22 protein-coding genes are annotated in these 21433 nt (G+C 66.0%); 10 read left to right on the top strand and 12 right to left on the bottom strand.

Features of this window, described 5'->3' with window-relative positions; translation table 11 throughout:
• Window positions 1-2: 2 nt before the first annotated feature.
• Both ACN0T5_RS02725 and ACN0T5_RS02720 read left to right on the top strand, forming a co-directional pair.
• Window positions 3-1109, top strand: coding sequence for an esterase-like activity of phytase family protein (locus tag ACN0T5_RS02725; RefSeq protein WP_417767081.1), 1107 nt, complete (start codon window positions 3-5; stop codon window positions 1107-1109).
• Window positions 1110-1440: 331 nt separating this feature from the next.
• Window positions 1441-2475, top strand: a complete 1035-nt coding sequence (locus ACN0T5_RS02720; RefSeq protein ID WP_417767080.1) for an aspartate-semialdehyde dehydrogenase — start codon at window positions 1441-1443, stop codon at window positions 2473-2475.
• Between the two features lie 82 nt (window positions 2476-2557).
• Here the strand turns inward: ACN0T5_RS02720 and ACN0T5_RS02715 are convergent, their stop codons facing one another.
• A complete protein-coding gene (locus ACN0T5_RS02715) occupies window positions 2558-2902 on the bottom strand; it encodes a c-type cytochrome (protein ID WP_417767079.1) in 345 nt (114 codons plus the stop codon).
• A gap of 137 nt (window positions 2903-3039) precedes the next feature.
• Here ACN0T5_RS02715 and ggt point away from each other — a divergent pair, with 137 nt between their 5' ends.
• Entirely contained in the window at window positions 3040-4803 is a 1764-nt protein-coding gene (gene ggt, locus ACN0T5_RS02710) for a gamma-glutamyltransferase (RefSeq protein WP_417767078.1), read from the top strand.
• 50 nt (window positions 4804-4853) lie between these two features.
• Here the strand turns inward: ggt and ACN0T5_RS02705 are convergent, their stop codons facing one another.
• A complete protein-coding gene (locus tag ACN0T5_RS02705) occupies window positions 4854-6113 on the bottom strand; it encodes an MFS transporter (RefSeq protein WP_417767077.1) in 1260 nt (419 codons plus the stop codon).
• Window positions 6110-6706 (bottom strand): GNAT family N-acetyltransferase, encoded by a 597-nt coding sequence (locus ACN0T5_RS02700; protein ID WP_417767076.1) that lies wholly within the window; start codon window positions 6704-6706, stop codon window positions 6110-6112. Before ACN0T5_RS02700 ends, ACN0T5_RS02705 begins: the two co-directional genes overlap by 4 nt.
• 203 nt (window positions 6707-6909) lie before the next feature.
• Here ACN0T5_RS02700 and ACN0T5_RS02695 point away from each other — a divergent pair, with 203 nt between their 5' ends.
• On the top strand, window positions 6910-7398 hold the full coding sequence (locus tag ACN0T5_RS02695; protein WP_417767075.1) for a hypothetical protein: 489 nt from the start codon (window positions 6910-6912) through the stop codon (window positions 7396-7398).
• A gap of 37 nt (window positions 7399-7435) precedes the next feature.
• Here the strand turns inward: ACN0T5_RS02695 and ACN0T5_RS02690 are convergent, their stop codons facing one another.
• Window positions 7436-7855, bottom strand: coding sequence for a hypothetical protein (locus tag ACN0T5_RS02690; protein ID WP_417767074.1), 420 nt, complete (start codon window positions 7853-7855; stop codon window positions 7436-7438).
• Between the two features lie 285 nt (window positions 7856-8140).
• Between ACN0T5_RS02690 and ACN0T5_RS02685 the strand changes: the two genes are divergently transcribed.
• Window positions 8141-9004, top strand: coding sequence for an alpha-1,2-fucosyltransferase (locus ACN0T5_RS02685; protein ID WP_417767073.1), 864 nt, complete (start codon window positions 8141-8143; stop codon window positions 9002-9004).
• Window positions 9005-9053: 49 nt separating this feature from the next.
• Window positions 9054-10004, top strand: a complete 951-nt coding sequence (locus tag ACN0T5_RS02680; RefSeq protein ID WP_417767072.1) for a glycosyltransferase family 2 protein — start codon at window positions 9054-9056, stop codon at window positions 10002-10004.
• Between the two features lie 56 nt (window positions 10005-10060).
• Here the strand turns inward: ACN0T5_RS02680 and ACN0T5_RS02675 are convergent, their stop codons facing one another.
• From ACN0T5_RS02675 to ACN0T5_RS02655, 5 genes are all read right to left on the bottom strand, one after another.
• Window positions 10061-10453, bottom strand: coding sequence for a GFA family protein (locus tag ACN0T5_RS02675; RefSeq protein ID WP_417767071.1), 393 nt, complete (start codon window positions 10451-10453; stop codon window positions 10061-10063).
• A 39-nt stretch (window positions 10454-10492) separates the two neighbouring features.
• Window positions 10493-11947, bottom strand: coding sequence for a M48 family metalloprotease (locus ACN0T5_RS02670; RefSeq protein WP_417767070.1), 1455 nt, complete (start codon window positions 11945-11947; stop codon window positions 10493-10495).
• A 38-nt stretch (window positions 11948-11985) separates the two neighbouring features.
• The gene (locus ACN0T5_RS02665) at window positions 11986-12825 is read right to left on the bottom strand and encodes a hypothetical protein (protein WP_417767069.1); all 840 of its coding nucleotides are present in this window, start codon (window positions 12823-12825) and stop codon (window positions 11986-11988) included.
• A 77-nt stretch (window positions 12826-12902) separates the two neighbouring features.
• The gene (locus ACN0T5_RS02660; RefSeq protein ID WP_417767068.1) at window positions 12903-14228 is read right to left on the bottom strand and encodes an aspartate aminotransferase family protein; all 1326 of its coding nucleotides are present in this window, start codon (window positions 14226-14228) and stop codon (window positions 12903-12905) included.
• 43 nt (window positions 14229-14271) lie between these two features.
• Entirely contained in the window at window positions 14272-14916 is a 645-nt protein-coding gene (locus ACN0T5_RS02655) for a LysE family translocator (RefSeq protein ID WP_417767067.1), read from the bottom strand.
• 175 nt (window positions 14917-15091) lie between these two features.
• On the opposite strand from ACN0T5_RS02655, the gene ACN0T5_RS02650 reads away from it, so the two are divergent.
• The 3 genes from ACN0T5_RS02650 (at window position 15092) to ACN0T5_RS02640 (ending at window position 17739) form a co-directional block, all read left to right on the top strand.
• Window positions 15092-15949 carry a phosphatase PAP2 family protein gene (locus tag ACN0T5_RS02650; protein ID WP_417767066.1) on the top strand — a complete coding sequence of 286 codons (858 nt, stop codon included), beginning with the start codon at window positions 15092-15094 and terminating at the stop codon, window positions 15947-15949.
• A gap of 202 nt (window positions 15950-16151) precedes the next feature.
• Window positions 16152-16853: a YdcF family protein gene (locus ACN0T5_RS02645; RefSeq protein WP_417767065.1), complete on the top strand. Its 702-nt coding sequence runs from the start codon at window positions 16152-16154 to the stop codon at window positions 16851-16853.
• A gap of 103 nt (window positions 16854-16956) precedes the next feature.
• Window positions 16957-17739 carry a lysophospholipid acyltransferase family protein gene (locus ACN0T5_RS02640; RefSeq protein ID WP_417767064.1) on the top strand — a complete coding sequence of 261 codons (783 nt, stop codon included), beginning with the start codon at window positions 16957-16959 and terminating at the stop codon, window positions 17737-17739.
• Window positions 17740-17765: 26 nt separating this feature from the next.
• Here the strand turns inward: ACN0T5_RS02640 and ACN0T5_RS02635 are convergent, their stop codons facing one another.
• From ACN0T5_RS02635 to ACN0T5_RS02625, 3 genes are all read right to left on the bottom strand, one after another.
• Window positions 17766-18275, bottom strand: coding sequence for a translation initiation factor IF-3 (locus ACN0T5_RS02635; RefSeq protein WP_417767063.1), 510 nt, complete (start codon window positions 18273-18275; stop codon window positions 17766-17768).
• A complete protein-coding gene (rlmN, locus tag ACN0T5_RS02630; protein ID WP_417767062.1) occupies window positions 18241-19464 on the bottom strand; it encodes a 23S rRNA (adenine(2503)-C(2))-methyltransferase RlmN in 1224 nt (407 codons plus the stop codon). The genes ACN0T5_RS02635 and rlmN overlap by 35 nt, the downstream gene beginning before the upstream one ends.
• A gap of 253 nt (window positions 19465-19717) precedes the next feature.
• Window positions 19718-20224, bottom strand: coding sequence for an invasion associated locus B family protein (locus ACN0T5_RS02625; RefSeq protein WP_417767061.1), 507 nt, complete (start codon window positions 20222-20224; stop codon window positions 19718-19720).
• 428 nt (window positions 20225-20652) lie between these two features.
• Here ACN0T5_RS02625 and ACN0T5_RS02620 point away from each other — a divergent pair, with 428 nt between their 5' ends.
• Window positions 20653-21219, top strand: coding sequence for a sigma-70 family RNA polymerase sigma factor (locus ACN0T5_RS02620; protein WP_417767060.1), 567 nt, complete (start codon window positions 20653-20655; stop codon window positions 21217-21219).
• Window positions 21220-21433 lie beyond the last annotated feature (214 nt).

Below are 21433 nucleotides of genomic sequence, written 5' to 3'. Positions count from 1 at the left end.
CCATGTCCCGACCGCTCCCCCTGGCGGCCTGGCGCCGGCACCTCGCCGCCGGCGCCCTCGCCGTGGCGGCAGCCCTTGCCGCCACGCTGCCGGCAACGGCCCGCGCCGAGATCCCGGTCCAGTCCGTCACGATCAGCAGCAAGCCGATCGCACATTTCCGGATCGGCCGGCCCGAACAGACCCGTTTCGGCAGCCTGACCTTTCTCGGAGGACTGGAACTGCTGGCCGGCAACCGGCACATGGGCGGTCTGTCCGGTCTGGTCGTCAGCCCGGACGGCGACCGCATCGTGGCCGTCGCCGATAACGGCCTGTGGCTGACGGCGGACATCGAAAGCGCGCCGGACGGGCGGCCTCTGGCCATCGCCAACGCAACGGTCGCGCCGGTTCTGGGTCCCGGCGGCCGGGCCCTGCTCGATCGCGGACGGGGCGATGCGGAAGCGCTCGCCCTGCGTCTCGACGGGGTTGGTGGCAGCGGAACCCTGTTCGTCGCGACCGAACGCGATCACAACATCTATGCCTTTCCCTGGCCGCTTGACCTGTCGGCGGCGGGCACCGCGCTCGACCTGCCGGCCGGCATCAAGCAGCTTCGCCACAACAAGGGCATGGAAGCGGTCGCCTTCGCCAATTCAGGTCCGCTTGAGGGAAGTCTCGTCGTCATCGCCGAACGCGGACCGGGCTTCAATTCCGACCTGCCGGGCTTCCTGATCGGCGGTGCCACGCCCGGCACCTTCACCGTGGTCCGCCAGGACTCCTATGACGCCACCGATGCAAGCTTCCTGCCCGATGGCGACCTGTTGCTGCTGGAACGGCGCTTCACCCTTCGCCACGGCATCGGCATGCGCCTCAGACTGCTGCCGGCGGCCGAGATCGCCCCCGGCGCACTGGTCACCGGCCATGTTCTGATGGAGGCCGGCTTTGCCGAGCAGATCGACAACATGGAAGGGGTCTCCGTGCACGTGAACAAGGCCGGCGAAACCATCGTCAGCCTGATTTCCGACGACAATCGCTCGATCCTGCAACGCACGCTGTTCTTGCGCTTCCGCCTCGACGACACAGGCACGCCAACGGGCGCCGCCACCGACACTGCGCCCGACACCGGTCGCCCATGACGCCGGGTTTCGGACCGCTTGCCTTCATCGTCGTGTTGACATTGCGCGCGCGTGGCGGCATCTAGTCTGCGTCCACCATGGTGGACAGCCGTTTTGGACCCTGAAGGATCCCATGTCGAAGCCGCGTTTCGCCCCTGTTGCCCCGTTCACCGCGACGAAAGCCGCGAACGACGGCATGCGCGCCGGCACGACGACGACGACCCGCAAAACGACCGCCTGACGGCCCTCTCGACCCGCGCTCCCCCGGGTTGGATGGGGACCGGAAGAGCCCGAGGCTTCGCGCACATCGCGGCCCGGGTTCGCGGGGAGCGGCCAGAGAGGAATGAAACCAATGGCATACAAGATTGCGATTGTCGGAGCGACCGGCAATGTCGGCCGCGAAATGCTCGACATTCTCGAGGAACGCGGCTTTCCCGCGCGTGAAGTCGTGGCCGTCGCCTCGCGGCGCTCGCAGGGCATCGACGTGTCCTTCGGCGACCGCACGCTGACCTGCCAGGCGATCGACCATTACGACTTTTCCGATGTCGATATCTGCCTGATGTCCGCCGGCGGCGACGTGTCGCGCGAATGGTCGCCGAAGATCGCCGCCAAGGGCTGCGTCGTCATCGACAACTCCTCCGCCTGGCGCTACGACGCGGACGTGCCGCTGATCGTTCCGGAAGTGAATGCCGATGCCATCACCGGCTTCACCAGGAAGAACATCATCGCCAACCCGAACTGCTCGACCGCACAGCTCGTCGTGGCGCTGAAGCCGCTGCACGACGCGGCGATCATCAAGCGCGTCGTGGTGTCGACCTACCAGTCGGTGTCCGGCGGCGGCAAGGAGGCCATGGACGAGCTGTTCAACCAGACCCGCGCCGTCTTCGTCAACGACCCGATCACGCCGGAGAAGTTCACCAAGCGGATCGCCTTCAACGTCATCCCGCATATCGATGCATTCATGGAAGACGGCTACACGAAGGAAGAGTGGAAGGTCCTGGCCGAGACCAAGAAGATGCTCGACCCGAAGATCAAGGTGACCTGCACCGCCGTGCGCGTTCCGGTCTTCATCGGCCATTCGGAAAGCGTCAACATCGAGTTCGAGAAGCCGATCTCGGCCGAGGAGGCCCGCGACATCCTGCGCGAGGCGCCGGGCGTTCTGGTCGTCGACAAGCACGAGGATGGCGGCTACGTCACGCCGTACGAGAGCGCCGGCGAGGATGCGACCTATGTCAGCCGCATCCGCGAGGACGCGACGATCGAGAACGGTCTCAACCTGTGGGTCGTGGCCGACAACCTGCGCAAGGGCGCGGCGCTGAACGCCGTCCAGATCGCCGAAGTGCTGGTCAATCGCGGGCTCATCACGCCGAAGAAGGCCGCCGCCTGATCCACGCAGGCAGGCGCAGGAGCAGCCACACGAAACACCATGACGCGGCCGGAAACGGCCGCGTCTTGCGTTTGTGCCCGGCCTATTTCCGCAGGCCGGCGATATAGGCGCCGATATCGGCAATCTCCTGCCGGCTGAGCGACATGTCCGGCATCTTCGGATGCGGCGCGGCAAGAAACGCCGCCAGCCGTGCCGGATCGAAGGCCGGATCACCGGCGACTTCCGCGAAGGACGCGGTGGCCGCGTTGGCGCGCGTCTGCCCGTCTTCCACCAGATGACAGGCCGCGCACCAGGTCCTGGCGAGTTCGAGCCCGGCACCGGAATCCGCTGCGGCGACCGGCACTCCCGTTGCGCAACTGGCAAGAATTGCAATGAAGGCCGTCGTTCGAAGCCAGCGCCGCCGCATGATGCGTTCTTCCGTCACCATCGTCTCCACCTCCGTTGCCTCCACCAGACCCCCGGGGCTGCCCCAAGGGAACTGCCAACCGGGGAATTGCCAAGGGTAGCGGGCTGCCGCTTTTGGCGACAGACTGTTGTTTCCCTTACTTCTCCTGGAGAGCGAAAATGCGGGCATTCACAAACGGAACCGGCAGGATCGCCGGCATTGCGCTGGCGGCATGCGTTGCGATCGGTCCGAGTGCGGTTCCCTCCAGCGCTCAGGACGCAGCCCCGGCGCCGATCCTGTCCGGCTCCGACCGTTTCCACCCGGTTCTGGCCCGCAATGGCATGGTCGCGAGCCAGGAGGCGCTGGCAACCGGCGTCGGTCGCAACATCCTTGCCGCCGGCGGCAACGCGGTCGATGCAGCAGTCGCTGTCGGCTTCGCGCTCGCCGTGACGCTGCCGCGCGCCGGCAATCTCGGCGGTGGCGGCTTCATGCTCGTACATCTGGCGGATAGCGGCGAGACGCTGGCGCTCGACTATCGGGAACTGGCACCATCCGCCGCCGAACGCGACATGTTCCTCGACGCGGACGGCAATGCCGATCCGGAGAAATCACGCTATTCGGGCCTCGGCATCGGCGTGCCGGGAACGGTCGCCGGCCTGTACGCCGCCCATCAGCGCTTCGGCGGCAAGACGCTCGCCTTTGCCGACCTGATCGCACCCGCGATCCGTCTCGCCGAAGACGGCTTCCCGGTTTCCGACGATCTTGCCGGTTCGCTCAAGCAGTCCTTCACGCGCCTGTCGAAGGATCCGGACGCCCTTGCGACCTTCTACAAGGCGGACGGCAATTTTTACGAGCCGGGCGAGATCCTGCGCCAGCCGCAGCTTGCCGCAACGCTTCGCCGGATCGCAGAGGAGGGGCCCGACGGTTTCTACAAGGGCGAGGTGGCACAGAAGATCGCCGCCCGCGTCCAGGCGGCCGGCGGCGGCATGACCACGGACGATCTCGCCGCCTACGAAGCGAAGTGGCGCACACCTGTCACCGGCACCTACCGGGGCTATGAGGTCACCTCGATGCCGCCGCCGTCCTCCGGCGGGGTGCATATCGTCGAGATCCTCAACATGCTGGAGCCATTCGACCTGACCGCCTCGGGAGCGGGCTCCGCCGCGACCCTGCATGTGATGGCCGAGGCGATGAAGCGCGCCTATGCGGATCGCTCCGAGTTTCTCGGCGACCCGGACTTCGTCGACATCCCGGTCAAGGGCCTGACCTCGAAAGCCTATGCGGCCGCACGCATGGCCGATTTCGACCCCCGGCGCGCCGCGCCGGCGGAGAAGATCGCGCCAGGCAAGCCGGCACCTTACGAGAGCGAAGAGACCACTCACTATTCCGTCGTCGACGGTGAGGGCAACGCCGTCTCCAACACCTACACGCTGAACTTTTCCTACGGTGTCGGCATGATGGCCGGCGACACCGGCGTGTTGCTCAACAACGAGCTCGACGATTTTTCCGCAAAGCCCGGCGTGCCCAATGCCTACGGGCTGATCGGCGGCGACGCCAACGCGGTCGCCCCGCGCAAGCGGCCGCTTTCCTCGATGAGCCCGACGCTCATGTTCAAGGACGGAAAACTGGTGCTGGCGACCGGGTCGCCGGGCGGCAGCCGCATCATCACCACGGTTCTGCAGGTCATTCTCAACGTGGTCGATCACGGGATGAACGTGGCCGAGGCGACAAGCGCCCCGCGCATGCACCACCAGTGGCTGCCCGACGAGATCCGCATCGAGGAGGGATTTTCGCCAGACACGCTGGCGATCCTGCGTGGATACGGGCACGAGATCGCCGAAAAGGCGACGATGGGATCGACCCAGTCGATCATGGCGGTGGAGGGCGGGCTTGCCGGTGCCTCCGATCCGCGCCGCCAGGGATCGCTCGCCGCCGGCCACTGACGGGCCTGGCGCGCCCCCAGAGCCGCCTGCCTGGCGCCGTCGCAACGGTGTCAGGCGGACCGGCGCGCGAGTGTGAGGACGAGCAGCACCACATAGACGGAGCCGAGCAGCAACGGCAGGCCGAAGGCACCGATCATGTCCATCGCCAGACCCGAAAGCGCCGGGCCGAGAAACCCGCCAACGCCCCACATCGCGGCGAAGCCGGCATTGCCCGCAATCAGCATGGCACCCGAAAAGCGCCGGCCGAGCTCCATCAGCGCGATCGTGTAGACGCCATAGGCGGACGAGCCCCAGATGAAAAGCATCGCCCAGAGCGGCCAGCGCGTGTCGACAAGCGCCGGCAGCAACGCCGCGCCGAAGATCGTCAACAGGCACAGGACAACCATCACCCGGCGCGGGCCCCAGCGGTCGGCAAGCGTGCCGATCGGCACCTGAAAGAGGATGTTGCCGACGATCAGGACGGCAAGGGCGGTCGCGATCGCCGCCTCGCTGAGGCCATGGCCGAGCCCGTAGACGGGAAGCAGTGTCAATATCGCCTGGTCGAAGGCGGCGGCGACCGCCGTCACCGCCAGCAGAAAGGGGATGAGCGGCGCCACGGCCCGGATCGAGCCGCTCTCGCCGGCGGCGAAGGTCGGCAGCCGGTGACGGATGGCGGCGATCAGCCCAGCGCAGACAAGCGTCACGCCAATGCACAGGAAGAAGGGGGCCAGCGTCTGTGTGCCGGTTACGGCAAGCGTTGCCGGACCGAGCGCGAAGCCGCCGGCAAGCGCCGTCGCATAGAGGCCCAGCAAGCGGCCGCGAATGCGGTCGGGCGCAAGCTGGTTCACCCAGGTCTCGCTGGCGATGTAAAGGCCGTTGATGCCGGCGCCGAGCAGGAAACGGGCCGGAAACCAGAGCCACAACGACTGGACCGTGCCGATCAGCGCGAACAGGACCGCCAGCAGCAGTGCCGAGGCGATGGCAAGCCTTGCGGCGCCGAAACGCAAGGCAAGTTGCGGCACCAACGGCGCCGAGAAAATCAGGCCCAGCGCCATCATCGCGGCGTTCATGCCGATCAGCCAGGCCGGCGTGCCCTGCCGCTCGAGGATGAAGGACAGGAGCGGGTAGGTCAGTCCCTGGGCAAGGCCGAACACGGAGACCATCGCAAGGACGACGGCCATCGAGAGCCGGTCGAGCTCGCGCGGCGCCCCCTCCACATGATCGGCGACCTCCGGAGCGGAGGGGCGCTCGGGGACCGGAGACGTCACCCCGGCGAGATCAGCGGCCTTGGTGTCGCCGGATTGCCCGGCCTCGCCGGACGTTGCGCTCATGCCGGACCCGATCCGGCATCCACCCGGCGGCACATGACGGTGGCTGCCGAAAACCCGAACACCGGAGCCAGAAAGCCGAGCTCGCGCCGCTTTTCCGGGACGAAACCGCTGCGCTCGTACAGCGCGCGGGCCCGGGGGTTGGTGTCGATCACGTCAAGCCGGACGGCGCGCTTGCCGGCCCGCCGGGCGACTTCGGCGATCTCGTCGAGCAGCGCCGTGCCGGCTCCCTTGCCGCGCGCCTCCCCGGACACCGCGATACCATCCATCGACAACACGCCGTCCTCATCTGTCTTGTCGAGAAACGCAAGGCCGGCCATGCGGATCGCCGTGCCAAGGAAACCGAATCTCTGGCGGAAATGACGCCACTTCGGCTCGAACAGGCCGGTCCCGTCCAGCCGATAGCCGGCAATGCCGACAATGCGCCCGCCAAGGATGGCCGAGATGCCCCTGTCACGGCGCATGTGCGGTGCCAGAAAGGAGGTCGCGGCCTCGACGGTGCCGAAAAACGGGCGCAGCTTCTGGATCAGGGCATCGGCATAGATCCGCGTCGCGGCAAGCTCGTCTCCGGGGCGCACATAGGGAAGAATGTCCATCTGACGGATCCGGGCAGGGGCCGGCCGGAGAATCCGGCAGCGGCGATTTCAATCGATCAGGGCTTGTCCGAGAGATAATCGGGCCGCCACAGGTTGCAAGATAAATCCACCCGGGAAGGCGGGAAAGCGCCCCGATCCCCCGCCTGCGCGAGAATCAGGCTATGCAACGGGAGGACCGCATTTCAAGAACCGGACCCGATCTCATGCCGGATTTCACTCCGCTCCTCGATTACCTGGGCCAGTCGCAACTGGCGCGGACGATGGCAACCTCAGCGCAGGCGCGCGAGATCGCCGCCGCCTGCCATCTTGCCGGTACCCTCGTGCTTGTCGGGGCGCTGCTGCCGCTCAATCTCCGGCTGATCGGCTTCTGGCGCAACACGGTGCTTGCCGATCTCGCCCGCGTGCTCGGCCAGACGGCGCTTCTCGGCCTTGTGCTGGCGTTCGCAAGCGGCGTCGCGCTGATGTCGCAGCGCCCCTTTGCCATCGCCGCCGATCCGGCCTTTCAGCTGAAAGGCGCGTTGATCCTGATTGCCGGCCTCAACGCGCTGCTGTTGCGGCTGGTGCCGGCCTGGCGGTTGCTTGACCAGGTCGATTCGCGCGGCACCATCTCGCGTTTTCGCACCGCCGGCATCGTCTCGCTCATCACATGGGCCGGCGTGCTGGTCCTGATGCGGTGGCCCGGGCTGATCTGACCCGGCGGAGCCGGGCAGGGGGAACCGGGCCGCTGTGCTACTGCGCCCGGCGATACATCCCCGTGTTGACCACGGGTCCTTGTCCGGGCACCGCAACGGTCTGTTCGATCTCCATGCTGTGTCCATCCTCCGACAGCCGCCGCCGGGCGCTCATCAGGGTCACCTCGCCGCGCCTGGCCTCCGATGTCAGCGTCCGCTCGTCCTCGAAGAACAGCAGGAGCCGGTCGGCCAGCCCGCTTTCGGAAAGGCGCTGCCCCGCCTTGCCCGGCACGCCGGTGATCTCGCCGCCAATCTCCTCGCCCTCGGCGGAAATGATCGACATGCGGATCGTCACGAGGCCGAACTCCTCCTCGATGGTGCAGGTCGCGGCGCGCGGAAGGTCGCTCTGGTCGAACTCGCTCTCGTCGAGATCGAGGATCCACTTGCCGAGAAACGGGGTGATCTGGTCTGTCGTCATGGCAGGCAATCCGGTTTGGGGTCTGTGGGGCCGGCCCCGAAACCTCGGCAAGGGGCAGCTTGTCCGCCTTTTAGCTGCCCGCGCGCCCAAAGTCATGAGCCTGCGGTATCCCATCGCGGCCGGTGCGCCCGGCGGGCGGGTCGACGCGGGAGACAAGGCCATGCTTGTTCCGGCTCGCGATGCCGACTAACAAGGTCGGAGATCTGAAAATCGTTCGGGGGCGATCTCTGCGTGAACACACGGCAGGCAGAAACCGGCAGGCTGCGGGAAGCCGCACCTGTGTGCATGCGCATCTGGGGCGGGCTCGGCAACCAGATGTTCCAGTACGCCGCCGGCCACGCGCTGGCGCGGCGGCTCGGAACGCGGCTGCTGATCGACCCCCTGGACATGGATTTCGATCACGCCGCCCTTGGCCTCGACATTTTCGGCGCCGAACCGGAAATCTGGCGCCCCGACACCACCGGCCTGCGCGCACGCCTTCTCGGCCTTGCGGGAGAGAAAGGCAGAACACGGGGCAAGAAGCGGCATCGCCTGTGGCCCGGACCGGTCTGGTTCCAGAAGAATTTCTGCCACGCCGACGAATTCCCGACGCTGGAAGCAGGCACATATCTCGCCGGCTACTTCCAGTCGGAACAGTTCTTCGCCGAGTGCAGCAAGGAGATCCGCTCGCTTTTCTCGCTCGATCACGTTGCGTCAACCATCGACCCGCAGCGCCTTGCACTGGCCGAGGCGCCTGCAAGCATCTCGCTGCATGTGCGCCGCGGCGACTATGCCAGCAACGCACGCACGACCTCGATCCACGGGGTGCTCGGTGCGGAGCATTACCGGCGCGCCGCCGCGCTGATGCGGCAGCTCGTTCCGGATGCGAACTGGCTGGTCTTTTCCGACGATATCGCCGCGGCTGCGGAGCTCACTGCCGACTGGCCGAACCGCACGCTGGTCGAGGGTCAGAGCCGCGAGCAGGACCTTTTTCTGATGAGCCGCTGCGCCCATCATGTGACCGCCAATTCGAGCTTCAGCTGGTGGGGCGCCTGGCTCGGCCGCAACCCGGATCGGCATGTGATCGCGCCGCGCCAGTGGTTCGCCCGCGACGAGCTGCGCCATACCTATGTCGACGAACTCTTCCCCTCCGGCTGGATTCTCCTGTGAGAAACCGCTACTGCGGTGCCAGCGAAAGACACCCGGGACCCGCACGCCCATGAGACTCTGCATCGCGATCTGCACAAGGGAACGGCCCAGACTGCTGCGGGCCTGCCTCGCCTCGGTGTGCGCGCAGGCGGTGCCGGACGGCGTTTCGGCGGAGATCGTGGTCGTCGAGAACCATGACAGGGACGTCTCGCGCCCGATCGCCCTGGAGGTCGCCGCGCAGACCGGCTGGACCATCCACTACGTGCTCGAGCCGGAACTCGGCATTCCCTTCGCCCGCGACCGCTGCGGCGTGTTTGCCGCCGCCGAAGGTTTCGACCGGGTTCTCTATATCGACGATGACGAGATCGCCCACCCGGGCTGGCTCGCCACCATGATCGAGGCGACCCGGCAGTACCCGGCCGAGGTCCATTATGGCCGCGTCATCTACACATATCCGCCGGAGACGCCGACCTGGATGGTGCCCAGGCAGGTCAACAAGCGGCCGACCGGCACCGTGCTTTCCAAGGCGGAAGGCCACAACACCCTGGTCGACACGAAGATCTTTCGGGATCCCGGCACTGGCGGGCTCGGCCTGCATTTCGACGGTTCGATGCGCTTTACCGGTGGCAGCGATACGGATTTCTTCACCCGCGTGCATGATGCGGGCGGGCGCATCGTCTGGATCGCGGAGGCCATCGTCGAGGAACTGGTGCCGGTCAACCGCACGCGGCTTGCCTGGCAGCTCAACCGCACCTTCCGCGTCGCCGGCAACATCTCGCGCCTCCATGAGAAGCGCGCCGGCAAGCCGAAAGCGGCCCTGCGCAGCTTCCTGAAAGGGGTCGGCCGCATCGCCGACGGTCTCTTCCTGCAGCTTCCGATGAGCGCCGTCTTCGTGGTTTCGCCGGAACGCGGCCGCCGTCAGGCGTTCAAGGCGGCCAAGCAACTCGCCTCAGGCCTTGGCTCGCTCGCCTATCTCACCGGCTACCAGCAGCAACCCTATCGCAAGGTCGACGGCGGATAGACGCAAGCGCCGGCATACGCCGCCCCTGAAACCAGAAGCCTGCGGTCGAGGTTTGGCTAGTCCTCGTGGCGGTCGTCGGTATCGCGGTCGTGCTCGTAGCGGCGCTCGAGCGGAAACGGTGGCAGCCAGGATTCGCGACGCACGGTCCACAATTCATAGGTCGGCGTGAACCGGTCGGGCGCGTCCAGCGCCCCGAGATTGACCTCGACCTCGTCGCCGCTCATGCCGAAGACCGTCGAGCCGCAGTTCGGGCAGAAAAAGCGGCCGCGATAGTCCTTTGTTTCGCCTTCTATTTCGACCGCATCCCGGGGAAATATGGCGGAGGCGTGAAAGGGCGCTCCGTGATGCTTGCGGCAGTCGAGACAGTGGCATACCCCGACCCGATAGGGACGGCCCGAAGCCACAAGCCTGACATTGCCGCACAGGCATCCACCGGTGGTCTGTTCCATTCTCGGCATCCTCAAGGAAACTCGGCGCCTGCCGTCAGGCTAATCCACCACCAGCTTCAGCGGCGTGCCGGCCGGAATGACCTGACCTGACGGCGTCTGGTTGAGGATCGAGAACAGCTCCAGCCGGCGGGCCGGCTCGACGCCGCTCATGCCGACGGCAAGCCGTTCGGGCGTGTCGCCCTCGTCGGCGCGGATCACCTTGATCCGCAGCGGCCGGAGCCGCGCGATCTCGGTCGGCGTCAACTGCCGGAAGCTCTTCACCGTCTCCTCGTAGTCGCGCGTGAACTCGGCACCGCCGGCGCGCGAGGCGAAAATGAAACGATAGCCCGTGCGGCCGATGCGAACGACCGCGATCCGGAACGACCAGCCGTCGGTGAAGGCGGAAGCGGTGACCGCAGCCAAGCCGTTGACGGTTTCCTCGCGCACGCTGTCGGCGATCAGGCCGTTGATCCAGCCGCTGGTCATGTAGGCCCGCAGGGATGCGAAATCGGTCAGGTCGGCTCCGTCGAAGCGCAGCGCCGTACCGTTCGGATTGCTGGCGAGCACCGCCTCGGGCGAGTTTTCGAGTATGAACCCGGCCGGCGCGGTGAAGCTGATGCCCAGCGCCTTGTGCAGGAACGACCGGCCACGGATATAGCCTTCCAGCGGATCGTCGCCGAACAGCATGCCGTCGATCTTGGTGAGATACGCGTCCCGGTCGCGCTCGCCAAGGCCCGGTGCGCCGGCCTGGCGTGCGGCGCGCACCGCCGTCTGGACGCGTTCAGGCGTGGTGGGATGCGACGACAGGAAGTCCGGCGCGCCCTTGGCCGTCCCTTGCGCGCTCTGATAGGCCGCGAACTGGCCCATCGTGTTGAGGAAACGGGCGGCCGCGAACGGATCGTAGCGCGCGCGCGACAGCGTGCGCACACCGACCGCATCGGCCTCCAGTTCCTGGATCTGTGAAAAGCGGGCGAAGGAGAGCTGCGAGGAAATGATCGCCGCACGCGCCTGGTCGGGATCGCGCACCACATTGCCGAGCACCCGCCCGGCAAGTTCCGTCGCCTCGGCCCGCTGCTGGCGCTTGATCGCATGGCTTGCCGTGACATGCGCCATCTCATGGGCCAGGACGGCAGCCACTTCGGACGTGTCCGTGGCAAGGGCAAGGAGCCCGCGCGTCACGTAGAGATAGCCGCCGGGAAGGGCGAAGGCGTTCACGGCAGGCGAGTTCAGGATGGTGATGCGATAGGTTTGCGAAGGATCGTCCGAAGCCTCGACGAGCCGGCCGACGACCTGGGCAACCGCGCGCTCCGCGCCGCGATCCTCGTAAACGCCGCCATAGGTCGCAACGACGCGCGGATGTTCACGCGCCCCGAGATCGGATGAAAGCCCCGGCCGCAGGCTACCCGGCGCCGGCGTTCCGATCTCGATCGGCGAGGACCCAGAAAACTGGCAAGCGGACAGGAAGACGAGCGCCATCGCGGCAGCGAGCGCCCGCACGCCACTCCCCCGAACCATGCCTTGCCCGGAAAACCGGGCCGTTGACGGAAGTCTGCTCACCGGCGCGTGCCATCCTTGTCGAGCCGCTCGATCTGCGCGGGATGAAAGAGCTTCATGCTCGGTCCGCCCGACAACTCGACGACCCCCCGCACGCGAATAGCTGCCCCGTCCAGGGAGGTCACGTCAAGTCCGGCGGCCGAGAATGCCGCCTTTTGATCGGTCGGGACCGTCACCGTGAAGTCGCGGCTCCAGCGATGCCCGAAGTTGAGGTAGACCGTCGAACGGGTCTCCCCGATCGACAGGACCCGTCCCGAGACCAGCGTGAAGCGGCCGGCGCGCGTTCCAAGCTCCTGCGGCCGGTGGGCCGACCACACCCGCTCTTTCGCCCAAAGGCCGATCCGGCGCGCCCGAACCCCTGCCTCCAGCGCGAAGAGGTCGCGCAGGCAATCGATACTGGCAAGGCGTGGCGATACGATTGCCTCGCCCCGGCCGACGAAATCCCGGGCAAGCCAGCGGCCCCCCGGGCCAACCAGATGTCCTTCGTGCCGCTGCCAGCGGTCCGGGCCACCCGCAAGACCGGTGAACCGGAGGGCCACGGGCAGGGTCGCAGGGACCACATCCTCGCCGGCCACAAGATCCGCCTGCCGGTACAGCCGGCCATCGCCCGCGCGCACTGTCACGGGATCATCCGCATCCACCGCAAGCGGCGTCTCGAGATCCCGCCCCGGCAGCGTATCGACGCCGCAGCCTGCGGGAAGGGCCCCTTGCGTCTCGGCAACGGCCGCGTGCGAAGCGGCGGCGACCAGGAGTGCCATCGTGACGACAACGCGCAGCGCTACCGCACGCAGGAGCGTGTCGGGGGCGGAAAGAGATACGTCATCGAACCGGTTCGGCATCATGTCCGGGTAAAAGGATGAAAACGGCGGCAAACTGCCATCATTGCGCAAATGGTGGCGGGAAGATGTCGCCCGGCTCAGGCGGCCAGCGCATCGTCGAGCGCGCCCGAGAGCTTGTCGACGATTTCTCCCACCTGATCGTCCGAGAGGATGAAAGGCGGCGCCAGCAGGACATGATCGCCGGAGCGCCCGTCAATCGTGCCGCCCATCGGATAACAGACAAGGCCGCGCTGGAACGCCGCCTTTTTCAACACCGCATGAAGCCGGCGCTCCGGTGAGAAGGCTGCTTTCGTTTCCCGGTCCTCGACCAGCTCGAGCCCGAGGAACAGGCCGCGCCCGCGAATGTCGCCGACATGCGGATGCTGGCCGAACCGCTCGACAAGCGCGGTTTTCAGCACCTCGCCCATGGCCTTGGAGCGGTCGACCAGCCCCCGACCGGTCAGCGCGGTTACGACAGCCAGACCCGCGGCGGCGGCGGCCGGGTGGCCGATATAGGTGTGGCCATGCTGGAAGAAGCCCGAACCGCTTTCGATCGCCGAATAGATGCGGCCGCTGACGAGCATCGCCCCGATCGGTTGGTAGCCGGCACCCAATCCCTTGGCGATGCACAGGATATCGGGTGCAACGCCGTCCGCCTCGCAGGCGAAGAGATGGCCGGTGCGACCCATGCCGCACATCACCTCATCCAGGATGAGCAGCACGCCGTGCCGGTCGCAGATCTCGCGGATGCGGGAGAAATAGCCCTTGACGGCGGGAACCGCGCCGAGCGTCGCGCCGACAACCGGCTCGGCAATGAAGGCGGCAACCGTCTCCGGTCCCTGCGCCTGGATCTCCGTTTCCAGTTCGTCGGCAACGCGGCGGCCGTACTCTTCCTCGCTCTCGCCCTCGGTCATGCCGCGATAGGCGTAGCAGGGAGCAATATGCGACATGTCGACCAGCAGCGGGGCAAAAGGCTCGCGCCGCCACATGTTGCCGCCGGCGGACAAGGCACCGAGCGTGTTGCCGTGATAGCTCTGGCGGCGCGCGATGATGCGGGCGCGCTTCGGTTCGCCGTTCTCGATATGGAACTGGCGAGCCAGCTTGATTGCCGCTTCCGTCGCCTCCGATCCGCCGGACACCAGGTAGACGCGCTCCAGCCCCTTCGGTGCATGGGCGATCAGGAGGTCGGCGAGATCTTCCGCCGGCCCGCTGGTGAAGAAGCCGGTATGGGCGAAGGCGATCGCGTCGAGTTGCGTCTTCACCGCATCGGTGACCGCCTTGTCGGAATGGCCAAGGCAGGAGACGGCCGCCCCACCGGAGGCATCGAGGTAACGCTTGCCCGTCTCGTCGATGATGTAGCAACCGTCACCGGCGACGGCGCGCGGCGGCCGCATGGCGGTGTGGCGGGCAAAGACATGGGACATGGCGAATCCATCCAGGACGAGATGCGAACCGTGAGGCCGGGCGTCAGGCGCGGCTGGCAAACAGGATCTTGACCGCGAAACCTCCGATGATGCCGGCAAACAGCCAGTCGATCATCCGCATGATGCGCGGCGAACGGCGCAGGGACCGCGCAAAGCCCTCCGCCATCAACACCATGGCGGCGCAGAATGGCAGCGAGAAGGCGACCATGTAGAGGCCGAGAAAGACCAGTTTGCCGGCGGCATCCGGATCGCCCGCCGTAACGAACTGCGGCAGGAAGGTCAGGAAAAACAGGATGATCTTCGGATTGAGCAGGTTGACCAGAAGGCCGGCCGCGAAAACCCGCGACAATGGCTTTTGCGTCGACCCGCGCTCCGGCGAGACGCTCAGGGCCGAACCATGCCGCAGGCTCTGGAAGGCAAGCCACAGCAGATAGAGGGCACCGACGATCTTCACCACGAAAAAGGCCTCCGCCGAGGCAGCGATGAGTGCCGAAAGTCCGAAGGCGGCCAGCATCGTGTGGATCACGTTGCCGGCGGCGGCACCGGCCATCGAGGCCATGCCCGCGGCCCGGCCCTGCGACAGCGAGCGGCCGACAAACAGCGTCATATCGGGCCCCGGCGTCAGCACCAGGACGAGGCAGGCAAGCGTGAAGGCGGCAAGCGTCGCAATATCGGGAAGAAAGGTCATGGCGGGAAGGCTCTCGGCAATATCGGGTGGGCCGCACCCGTTTCGCAAGGGCGCATGATACCACGGTTGCCGGCGCGTGGTCGACGGCGCTTTCGGGGCGGTCGTTGCCCTTGGACAGGGTGGGCGAGACAGTTATAACCCGGTACCCGCAGCGACTAGGAGCCCGCAAGAGGACGTGACCGACCACCGAGATTCCGCAGCCGGCGACAAGAGCGCGCGGTTCGTCCAGCGGCTGAGCCGCGCCGAGACCGGCCCCCTGGCGCTCGCATGCCTTGCCTATCTCGCAGTGATATCTGTCTTTTTTACTGTTTTTCCAGGTGTCGACCTGGCCGCGACCGGGCTGTTCCATCAAGCCGGAGACGGCTTTCCGCTGGCGTCCCAGCCGTTCTTCCTCAGGTTGCGGGAACTGGGTCCTTTTCTCGTGAAACTGATCGCCGGCAGCTGCGTGGCGATCCTCCTCTTCGCCTTCCTGACCGGCCGGACACCAAAAGGCTTGCGACTGCGCACGCCGCTCTTCCTCTTGTCGACACTGGTGATCGGGCCCGGCCTGGTGGTCAATGCGCTGTTCAAGAACAACTGGGGGCGGCCGCGGCCGAATGCCGTCGATGCCTTCGGCGGCGACGCACCCTATGTGCCCGTCTGGCGCATCACCGACCACTGCGACACCAACTGCTCCTTCGTCTCGGGCGAGGCGTCCTCCAGCTTGTGGCTGATTGCGCTCGCTTTTGTCGCTCCCCCAGCCTGGCGCAAGCCTGTCCTCGTGGCGGTGCTGCCTCTGGTGATCGCGCTCTCCGCCAACCGGGTCGCCTTTGGCGGTCACTTCCTCTCGGATACGCTGATCGCCTGGGGTTTGACGCTGCTTGTCATTGTCGCCGTCCATCACCTTCTCTACCGCATGGATCTCATGGAGCGACAGGCGCCAGCATTGCGGGCCGCTTACCTGCGCGCAGGTACCTGCGTCCGCCTCGCCATCTCCGCCGCATACAACAACGCCAGCCGGGCTCTGGGCCGTTTCATCGAGACGATGCGCTAGACCTGACATCGGCGCCCCCACCATGATCCCGCCGCGAAGTGCTGCCAACAAGAACCGCGGAAGGCCTTCTGGGCCAAAAGGTCATGCCGGGGGTGGAAAACCACCTCCGCTTGGGCGTTAGATGCTGTTGGCGCAAGACCGGGATCGAATCACCCGGACAGTCGCCTTTCGATCTGCGCCGTTGCCGGGCGAGACGAGAGCGATGAGCGCGCAAGACGACCAGCATGCTACGGAACCGGTCATGACCACCGACGGGTCACACGAACACGTGAAAGACAAGGCAGCCAGGCCGCTACGCCGCCCGGCGCGCAGCATCCTGCTGCTGATCGTGCTGCTTGCCGCGATCGCCGGGACCGGTTTCTACGCCGGAAGCTTCCTGCGCTTCGCCGCGTCCGTGACCGGGCTTGAAACCGATGACACGGTGGGCGCCGACGCGATCGTCGTTCTCACTGGCGGCAGCGAACGGGTGAAACACGCGCTCGAACTTCTCGGTTCGGGCCGCGGCGAGCGCCTGCTCATTTCCGGCGTTCACCCGGAAACGACCCCGCAACAGATCGTCAGCAGCACGGCCAGCGACCTGACGCTCTTTACCTGCTGTGTCGATCTCGACCGCAATGCCAGCAACACGCTTCAAAATGCCTCGGAAACGGCGAAATGGGCCCGCCGCAACGGCTTCGACCGGCTGCTTGTCGTGACCAGCGCCTACCATATGCCCCGTGCGCTGCTTGAACTGCACTCCGTGATGGATGGGATCAGCCTCGTTCCCGTGCCGGTCCAGACGGCGGATCTGGAGTTCGACAGATGGTATACCGACCCCCGAACGACCCTGCTTCTGGCCAGGGAACATATCAAGTATATGCTTGCCTGGCTTCGCATCGCCATGATGGGCACGCCGAAACCGTGAACCGGCCGCCCGCCGGGGCGTCCGGCCCCGACCGACGCATGCCTTCCCACCCGGCCCGGGACCTTCCGGGCCACCGTGCCAACACCCATCCGGTTCAAGTCCGATGCTCCTGATCCGCTCGTTGCTCTTCCAGGGCCTGTTCTACCTGTCGACACTGGTGCTGATGATCGGCGGATTGCCCGTCTTCATTCTCCCCCGCCGTCTCGGCTGGCCGCTGGTTCCCTTCTGGGCGCGGGTCAATCTCTTCCTGCTGCGCTGGATCGTCGGCCTGCGTGTGGAATATCGCGGGCTCGGCAACATCCCCCGGGGAGGCTGCATCGTCGCGGCCAAACACCAGTCTGTCTGGGAAACATTCGCCCTTCTGCCGCTCTTCGCCTCGCCGACCTACGTGCTCAAGCGCGAGTTGCGCTACATCCCGCTGTTCGGCTGGTACACCGCCAAGTTCCGTCAGATTCCGGTTGACCGCGGCAAACGGTCGCTCGCACTGGCCGCGATGACGGAGAAGGCCCGGCAGGCGATCGCCGAAGGACGGCAGATCCTGATCTTTCCGGAAGGCACGCGAAAAGGAGCGGGCGAGGAACCGCGCTACAAGTACGGCGTCTCGCATCTCTACCGCTCGCTTGCGGCCCCCGTCCTGCCCGTGGCGCTGAATGCAGGCGTCTACTGGCCGCGTCGGGGATGGATCCTGCAGCCCGGCACCGTGATCGTCGAGTTCCTGCCTGCGATCCTGCCCGGTCGCGACATCGACGACTTCCACAGCAAGCTGATTGCCGAGATCGAAACGGCGTCGGACGGGCTGTTGCGCGAGGCCGCCGCCGCCCATCCCGAGGCTCCGGCGGTGCAGCGGGCACGGCAGCGCTGGAGCGCGCGCGGCATGACCCTTTAGACCATCCCGGCAGTCGTTCAGGAAAATCAGACGGAGGATCCCGGGTCGCCCTGGCGTGGCACCCGCCAGCATCCGGCCTGACGACCGGCAAGCAACCAGTAGACGAAGCCTGCGACAAACCCCGCAGCCAGCACGACAAGCGTTCCGGCGGGAAGGCCTTGGGCAACGCCCGGAGACCCCGCCTCGGCAAGGATCCATGTCCCCGCCCCGACAAGACCGCCGGCAAGGATGTGATGGATCATGCCGCGCAGTCCGAATGCTTCCGAGATGGCAATCGCCACCAGCGACGGGACGAAAGCGAACCCGCCGACAATGCTGGCGCCGACAAGGGACCAGCCGACGGTCATGCCGAACGCGACGGGATCCGCGCTCGGCTCTATCGCACGAAGAAGCCCGAAGGCCAGGAAAAAGGCGGCGGCGAGGAAGGCGGCGACAAGCGCAAGCACGATCCGGATACCTTGACCAAAAAGGCGACCGCCGTCGATCACCGTGCCCGGCCGGTCATCCATGCGCGGGCGCGGCCGTCTCCAGCGCATTGCGCTCCCTGGCACGCATTTTCTCGGATTCCGACTTGAGCTGACCGCAGGCAGCGAAGATGTCCCGGCCGCGCGGCGTGCGGATCGGCGATGCGTAGCCGGCGCGGTTGACCACCTCGGCAAACGCCTCGATCTGCTCCCAGTCGGAGCATTCGTAAGGCGAACCGGGCCAGGGGTTGAACGGGATCAGGTTGATCTTCGCCGGAATGCCCTTCAGCAGCCGCACCAGTTCCCTGGCATCGGCAAGGCTGTCATTGACACCCTTGAGCATCACGTATTCGAACGTGATGCGCCGGGCGTTGTTGAGACCGGGATAGGAGCGGCAGGCATCGAGCAGCGCCGCGATGTTCCACTTCTTGTTGATCGGCACCAGTTCGTCGCGCAGCTCGTCGCGGACCGCATGCAGGGAAATCGCCAGCATGCAGGAAATTTCCGCGCCGGTGCGCTCGATCATCGGCACCACACCGGATGTCGACAGGGTGATGCGCCGCTTCGACAGCGACAGCCCGTCTCCGTCCGAAGCGATCAGAAGCGCTTTTTTCACATTGTCGAAATTGTAGAGCGGCTCGCCCATGCCCATCATCACGATGTTGGTGACAAGACGGCCCTCGCTCGGCACAGCGGCGCCTTCCGGCGTCTCGCCTTTCGGGAAGTCGCCCAACCGGTCGCGGGCGACCAGGATCTGGGACAGGACCTCCTCGGCCGTCAGGTTCCGCACCAGGCGCTGGGTTCCCGTATGGCAAAAGGTGCAAGTCAGCGTACAGCCGACCTGCGAGGAGACGCAAAGAGTGCCGCGCCCCTCCTCGGGAATGTAGACCGTCTCGATCTCGACCGGTCGCCCGGCGCCGCGCGGCGGAAAACGAAACAGCCATTTGCGCGTGCCGTCACTGGAAATCTGCTCGGAGACCATCTCGGGGCGGCGGATCGTGAAGGCGTTTCCAAGGACCGTTCGCAGGTCCTTGGCGATGTTTGTCATTTCGGAGAAATCCGAGGCGCCGCGCACGTAGAGCCAGTGCCAGAGCTGGGCAACGCGCATGCGCTGCTGGCGCTCGGGCACGCCGATGCCGGCAAGCGCCTCCGCAAGCTCGGCCCGGTCCATGCCGACAAGGGTCGGTTTCTCCGCCGGTGCGGCGGAGAGGGTCGGAGCGGGCACGGTGGCCCCGGTGGCGATGGTCTCGATCTCGCTCATGTCTCAATCCAGGAAACGGGGTCGCGGCCCGGTCGGATCCTGTGTCGGGATCCGGCATAGCCGTGTGCAGGGCATCCCCCTGCGCCAATGCCAAAAGGCGGGGCCGATCGGCCGCCGCCTTCTGGAACTGTCGCCCTTATACATCAAGCCGGCGGCCTTGTGACCCCCAAAGCCTATGCGCCCCGGGCGGGGGAGCTCCGCTTCCAGGTGGAAACGAGACCAGACCGTTTCGGCGCTCACGCACCGGTCCGGATTACTGGCAGGCCTTGTCGGCGGCCGAGATCGCGGCCGTCACACCGGACAGGGAATAATCATAGGTGGTTTGCGTGCCCCTGGCGGAGACGCCCGTCACCACCATCCCCCGGCCGGCCTTCATGGCCGCCACAAGCTGGCGTTCCTCGGTCGGATTGGCCATCCAGGCACCGTCGTTCTTGGTGAACATGGTGAACTTCTGGCCGTCGACGTCGACGGAAACCGAGGACTGTTCCTTGAACGCATAGCCAACGATGACGCTGGGCTCATTGTTCACATTCTCGCCGGGCCGGTTGGAGATGAAAAAGTAGACATCTCCGTGATTGCGATCGCTCGGCGCGAGTTTCGTGGGTTTCGACAGGGCGTAACAGACTTTTCCCTTGGAACCTCCATAGGAATAAGTCGCCCAATCATTGTGCTGACCGACAAGGGTCGGTGTCTGGGCGTGAGCCGACACGCCCGTGAGGACGAGTGCCAGAAGAGCCGGGATAAGCGTTCTTGCTTGCATCATCTCCTAAACCGCTACTGCTAACCATTCGGATTTGGGTCGAATTTGCCGGGCGTTGGTCACCTTGCCTTAAGGTTATCGCCTAGCAAGTTACGAAAGGGTTGATTTCCGCGAAAGCTTGCCGCGCGGCGGTGGAAACCCTTGTGATCACCTGATCCGGCACGCTGGCGGTACAAATCGGGCGAGAGTGTGACCGGCACCCGCCATGCTGTCTTCGGAAACCGGGCAGGGCCTGACACAGGTACGGACCGGGCGAGCCCAGGAGCCGCGGTTCCCCTGTCGACGCCACGCCCTGCATCCGCTATTCCGACGGGACGCGCGGTGAACCGACACAACAAGATGCTGGTCTGATTTGCAGTTTCGAGCGACATTCAGGACAGTGTCCAGTCTGTACCCCGCCGCAGGACAATGATCGAGGCCATTTCAGCGTGTCGTCGAATGACCGTTTCTCTCCATTGATCGCCAGGGTCGCCGAAGCCGGCGACCGGACAGCATTTGCCGAGCTTTTCGACCATTTCGCCCCGCGCCTGAAGGCCTATCTCGTCCGGCTCGGGTCGGAACCGTCGCTGGCGGAGGAACTGACGCAGGAAGTGATGATAACCCTGTGGCGCAAGGCCCACCTCTTCGATTCGCAACGCGCCACCGCCTCCACCTGGCTCTTTCGCATCGCACGCAACCGCCGCATCGACGCCTTGCGACGCGACCGGTCCGGACTGATCGACCAGGAGGATCCGAGCCTTCGCCCCGCCGCCCCCGAGGATCAGGACGACGAGCTTGACGCTCGCCTGCGCGAGGATCGCGTCCGCAAGGCAATGGCAAGCCTGCCGGAGGAACAGGCGGATCTGATCCGCCGCGCGTTCTTCGCCGGCCTGTCGCACAGCCAGATATCCGAGGAAACCGGCCTGCCGCTCGGCACGGTCAAGTCACGCATCCGTCTTGCCTTCGCCAGACTCAGACGTGTCCTGGAGGCGGACGAGGCGATCGACATCGACTAGTCAACGAAACCTGAGTTTCGTTTCGCTCCCGACAGGCTCGGCGCGCGCGCCGGATCCAGGGGAAATCCTTTAATCTGTTGTTTTTGCTGTTATTTTCCGGTCACGCGCTCGTTTCGAACCCGGATGAAGCCAATCGGGTGAACGTCAATCACGCCATACCCGGACGACCTGCCGCAATCAGGCCGACAGGTCGAACCGGATCCGAATCCATCCT

The sequence above is a fragment of the Stappia sp. genome (assembly GCF_048261845.1).
GTDB lineage: Bacteria > Pseudomonadota > Alphaproteobacteria > Rhizobiales > Stappiaceae > Stappia.
Note: the sequence above shows the minus strand (reverse complement) of the source record. Positions and strands in the feature narration are given on the sequence as shown.

Excerpts from the sequence above, each read along its gene's own strand:
- rlmN (WP_417767062.1), bottom strand. The coding sequence starts at position 19,464 with ATGAGCGAGATCGAGACCATCGCCACCGGGGCCACCGTGCCCGCTCCG.
- ACN0T5_RS02680 (WP_417767072.1), top strand. The coding sequence starts at position 9,054 with ATGAGACTCTGCATCGCGATCTGCACAAGGGAACGGCCCAGACTGCTG.
- ACN0T5_RS02695 (WP_417767075.1), top strand. The coding sequence starts at position 6,910 with ATGCCGGATTTCACTCCGCTCCTCGATTACCTGGGCCAGTCGCAACTG.
- ACN0T5_RS02660 (WP_417767068.1), bottom strand. The coding sequence starts at position 14,228 with ATGTCCCATGTCTTTGCCCGCCACACCGCCATGCGGCCGCCGCGCGCC.
- ACN0T5_RS02670 (WP_417767070.1), bottom strand. The coding sequence starts at position 11,947 with ATGGTTCGGGGGAGTGGCGTGCGGGCGCTCGCTGCCGCGATGGCGCTC.
- ACN0T5_RS02645 (WP_417767065.1), top strand. The coding sequence starts at position 16,152 with ATGAGCGCGCAAGACGACCAGCATGCTACGGAACCGGTCATGACCACC.
- ACN0T5_RS02685 (WP_417767073.1), top strand. The coding sequence starts at position 8,141 with ATGCGCATCTGGGGCGGGCTCGGCAACCAGATGTTCCAGTACGCCGCC.
- ACN0T5_RS02700 (WP_417767076.1), bottom strand. The coding sequence starts at position 6,706 with ATGGACATTCTTCCCTATGTGCGCCCCGGAGACGAGCTTGCCGCGACG.
- ACN0T5_RS02715 (WP_417767079.1), bottom strand. The coding sequence starts at position 2,902 with ATGGTGACGGAAGAACGCATCATGCGGCGGCGCTGGCTTCGAACGACG.
- ACN0T5_RS02625 (WP_417767061.1), bottom strand. The coding sequence starts at position 20,224 with ATGCAAGCAAGAACGCTTATCCCGGCTCTTCTGGCACTCGTCCTCACG.
- ggt (WP_417767078.1), top strand. The coding sequence starts at position 3,040 with ATGCGGGCATTCACAAACGGAACCGGCAGGATCGCCGGCATTGCGCTG.
- ACN0T5_RS02665 (WP_417767069.1), bottom strand. The coding sequence starts at position 12,825 with ATGCCGAACCGGTTCGATGACGTATCTCTTTCCGCCCCCGACACGCTC.
- ACN0T5_RS02705 (WP_417767077.1), bottom strand. The coding sequence starts at position 6,113 with ATGAGCGCAACGTCCGGCGAGGCCGGGCAATCCGGCGACACCAAGGCC.
- ACN0T5_RS02675 (WP_417767071.1), bottom strand. The coding sequence starts at position 10,453 with ATGGAACAGACCACCGGTGGATGCCTGTGCGGCAATGTCAGGCTTGTG.
- ACN0T5_RS02640 (WP_417767064.1), top strand. The coding sequence starts at position 16,957 with ATGCTCCTGATCCGCTCGTTGCTCTTCCAGGGCCTGTTCTACCTGTCG.
- ACN0T5_RS02655 (WP_417767067.1), bottom strand. The coding sequence starts at position 14,916 with ATGACCTTTCTTCCCGATATTGCGACGCTTGCCGCCTTCACGCTTGCC.
- ACN0T5_RS02635 (WP_417767063.1), bottom strand. The coding sequence starts at position 18,275 with ATGCGCTGGAGACGGCCGCGCCCGCGCATGGATGACCGGCCGGGCACG.
- ACN0T5_RS02725 (WP_417767081.1), top strand. The coding sequence starts at position 3 with ATGTCCCGACCGCTCCCCCTGGCGGCCTGGCGCCGGCACCTCGCCGCC.
- ACN0T5_RS02690 (WP_417767074.1), bottom strand. The coding sequence starts at position 7,855 with ATGACGACAGACCAGATCACCCCGTTTCTCGGCAAGTGGATCCTCGAT.
- ACN0T5_RS02720 (WP_417767080.1), top strand. The coding sequence starts at position 1,441 with ATGGCATACAAGATTGCGATTGTCGGAGCGACCGGCAATGTCGGCCGC.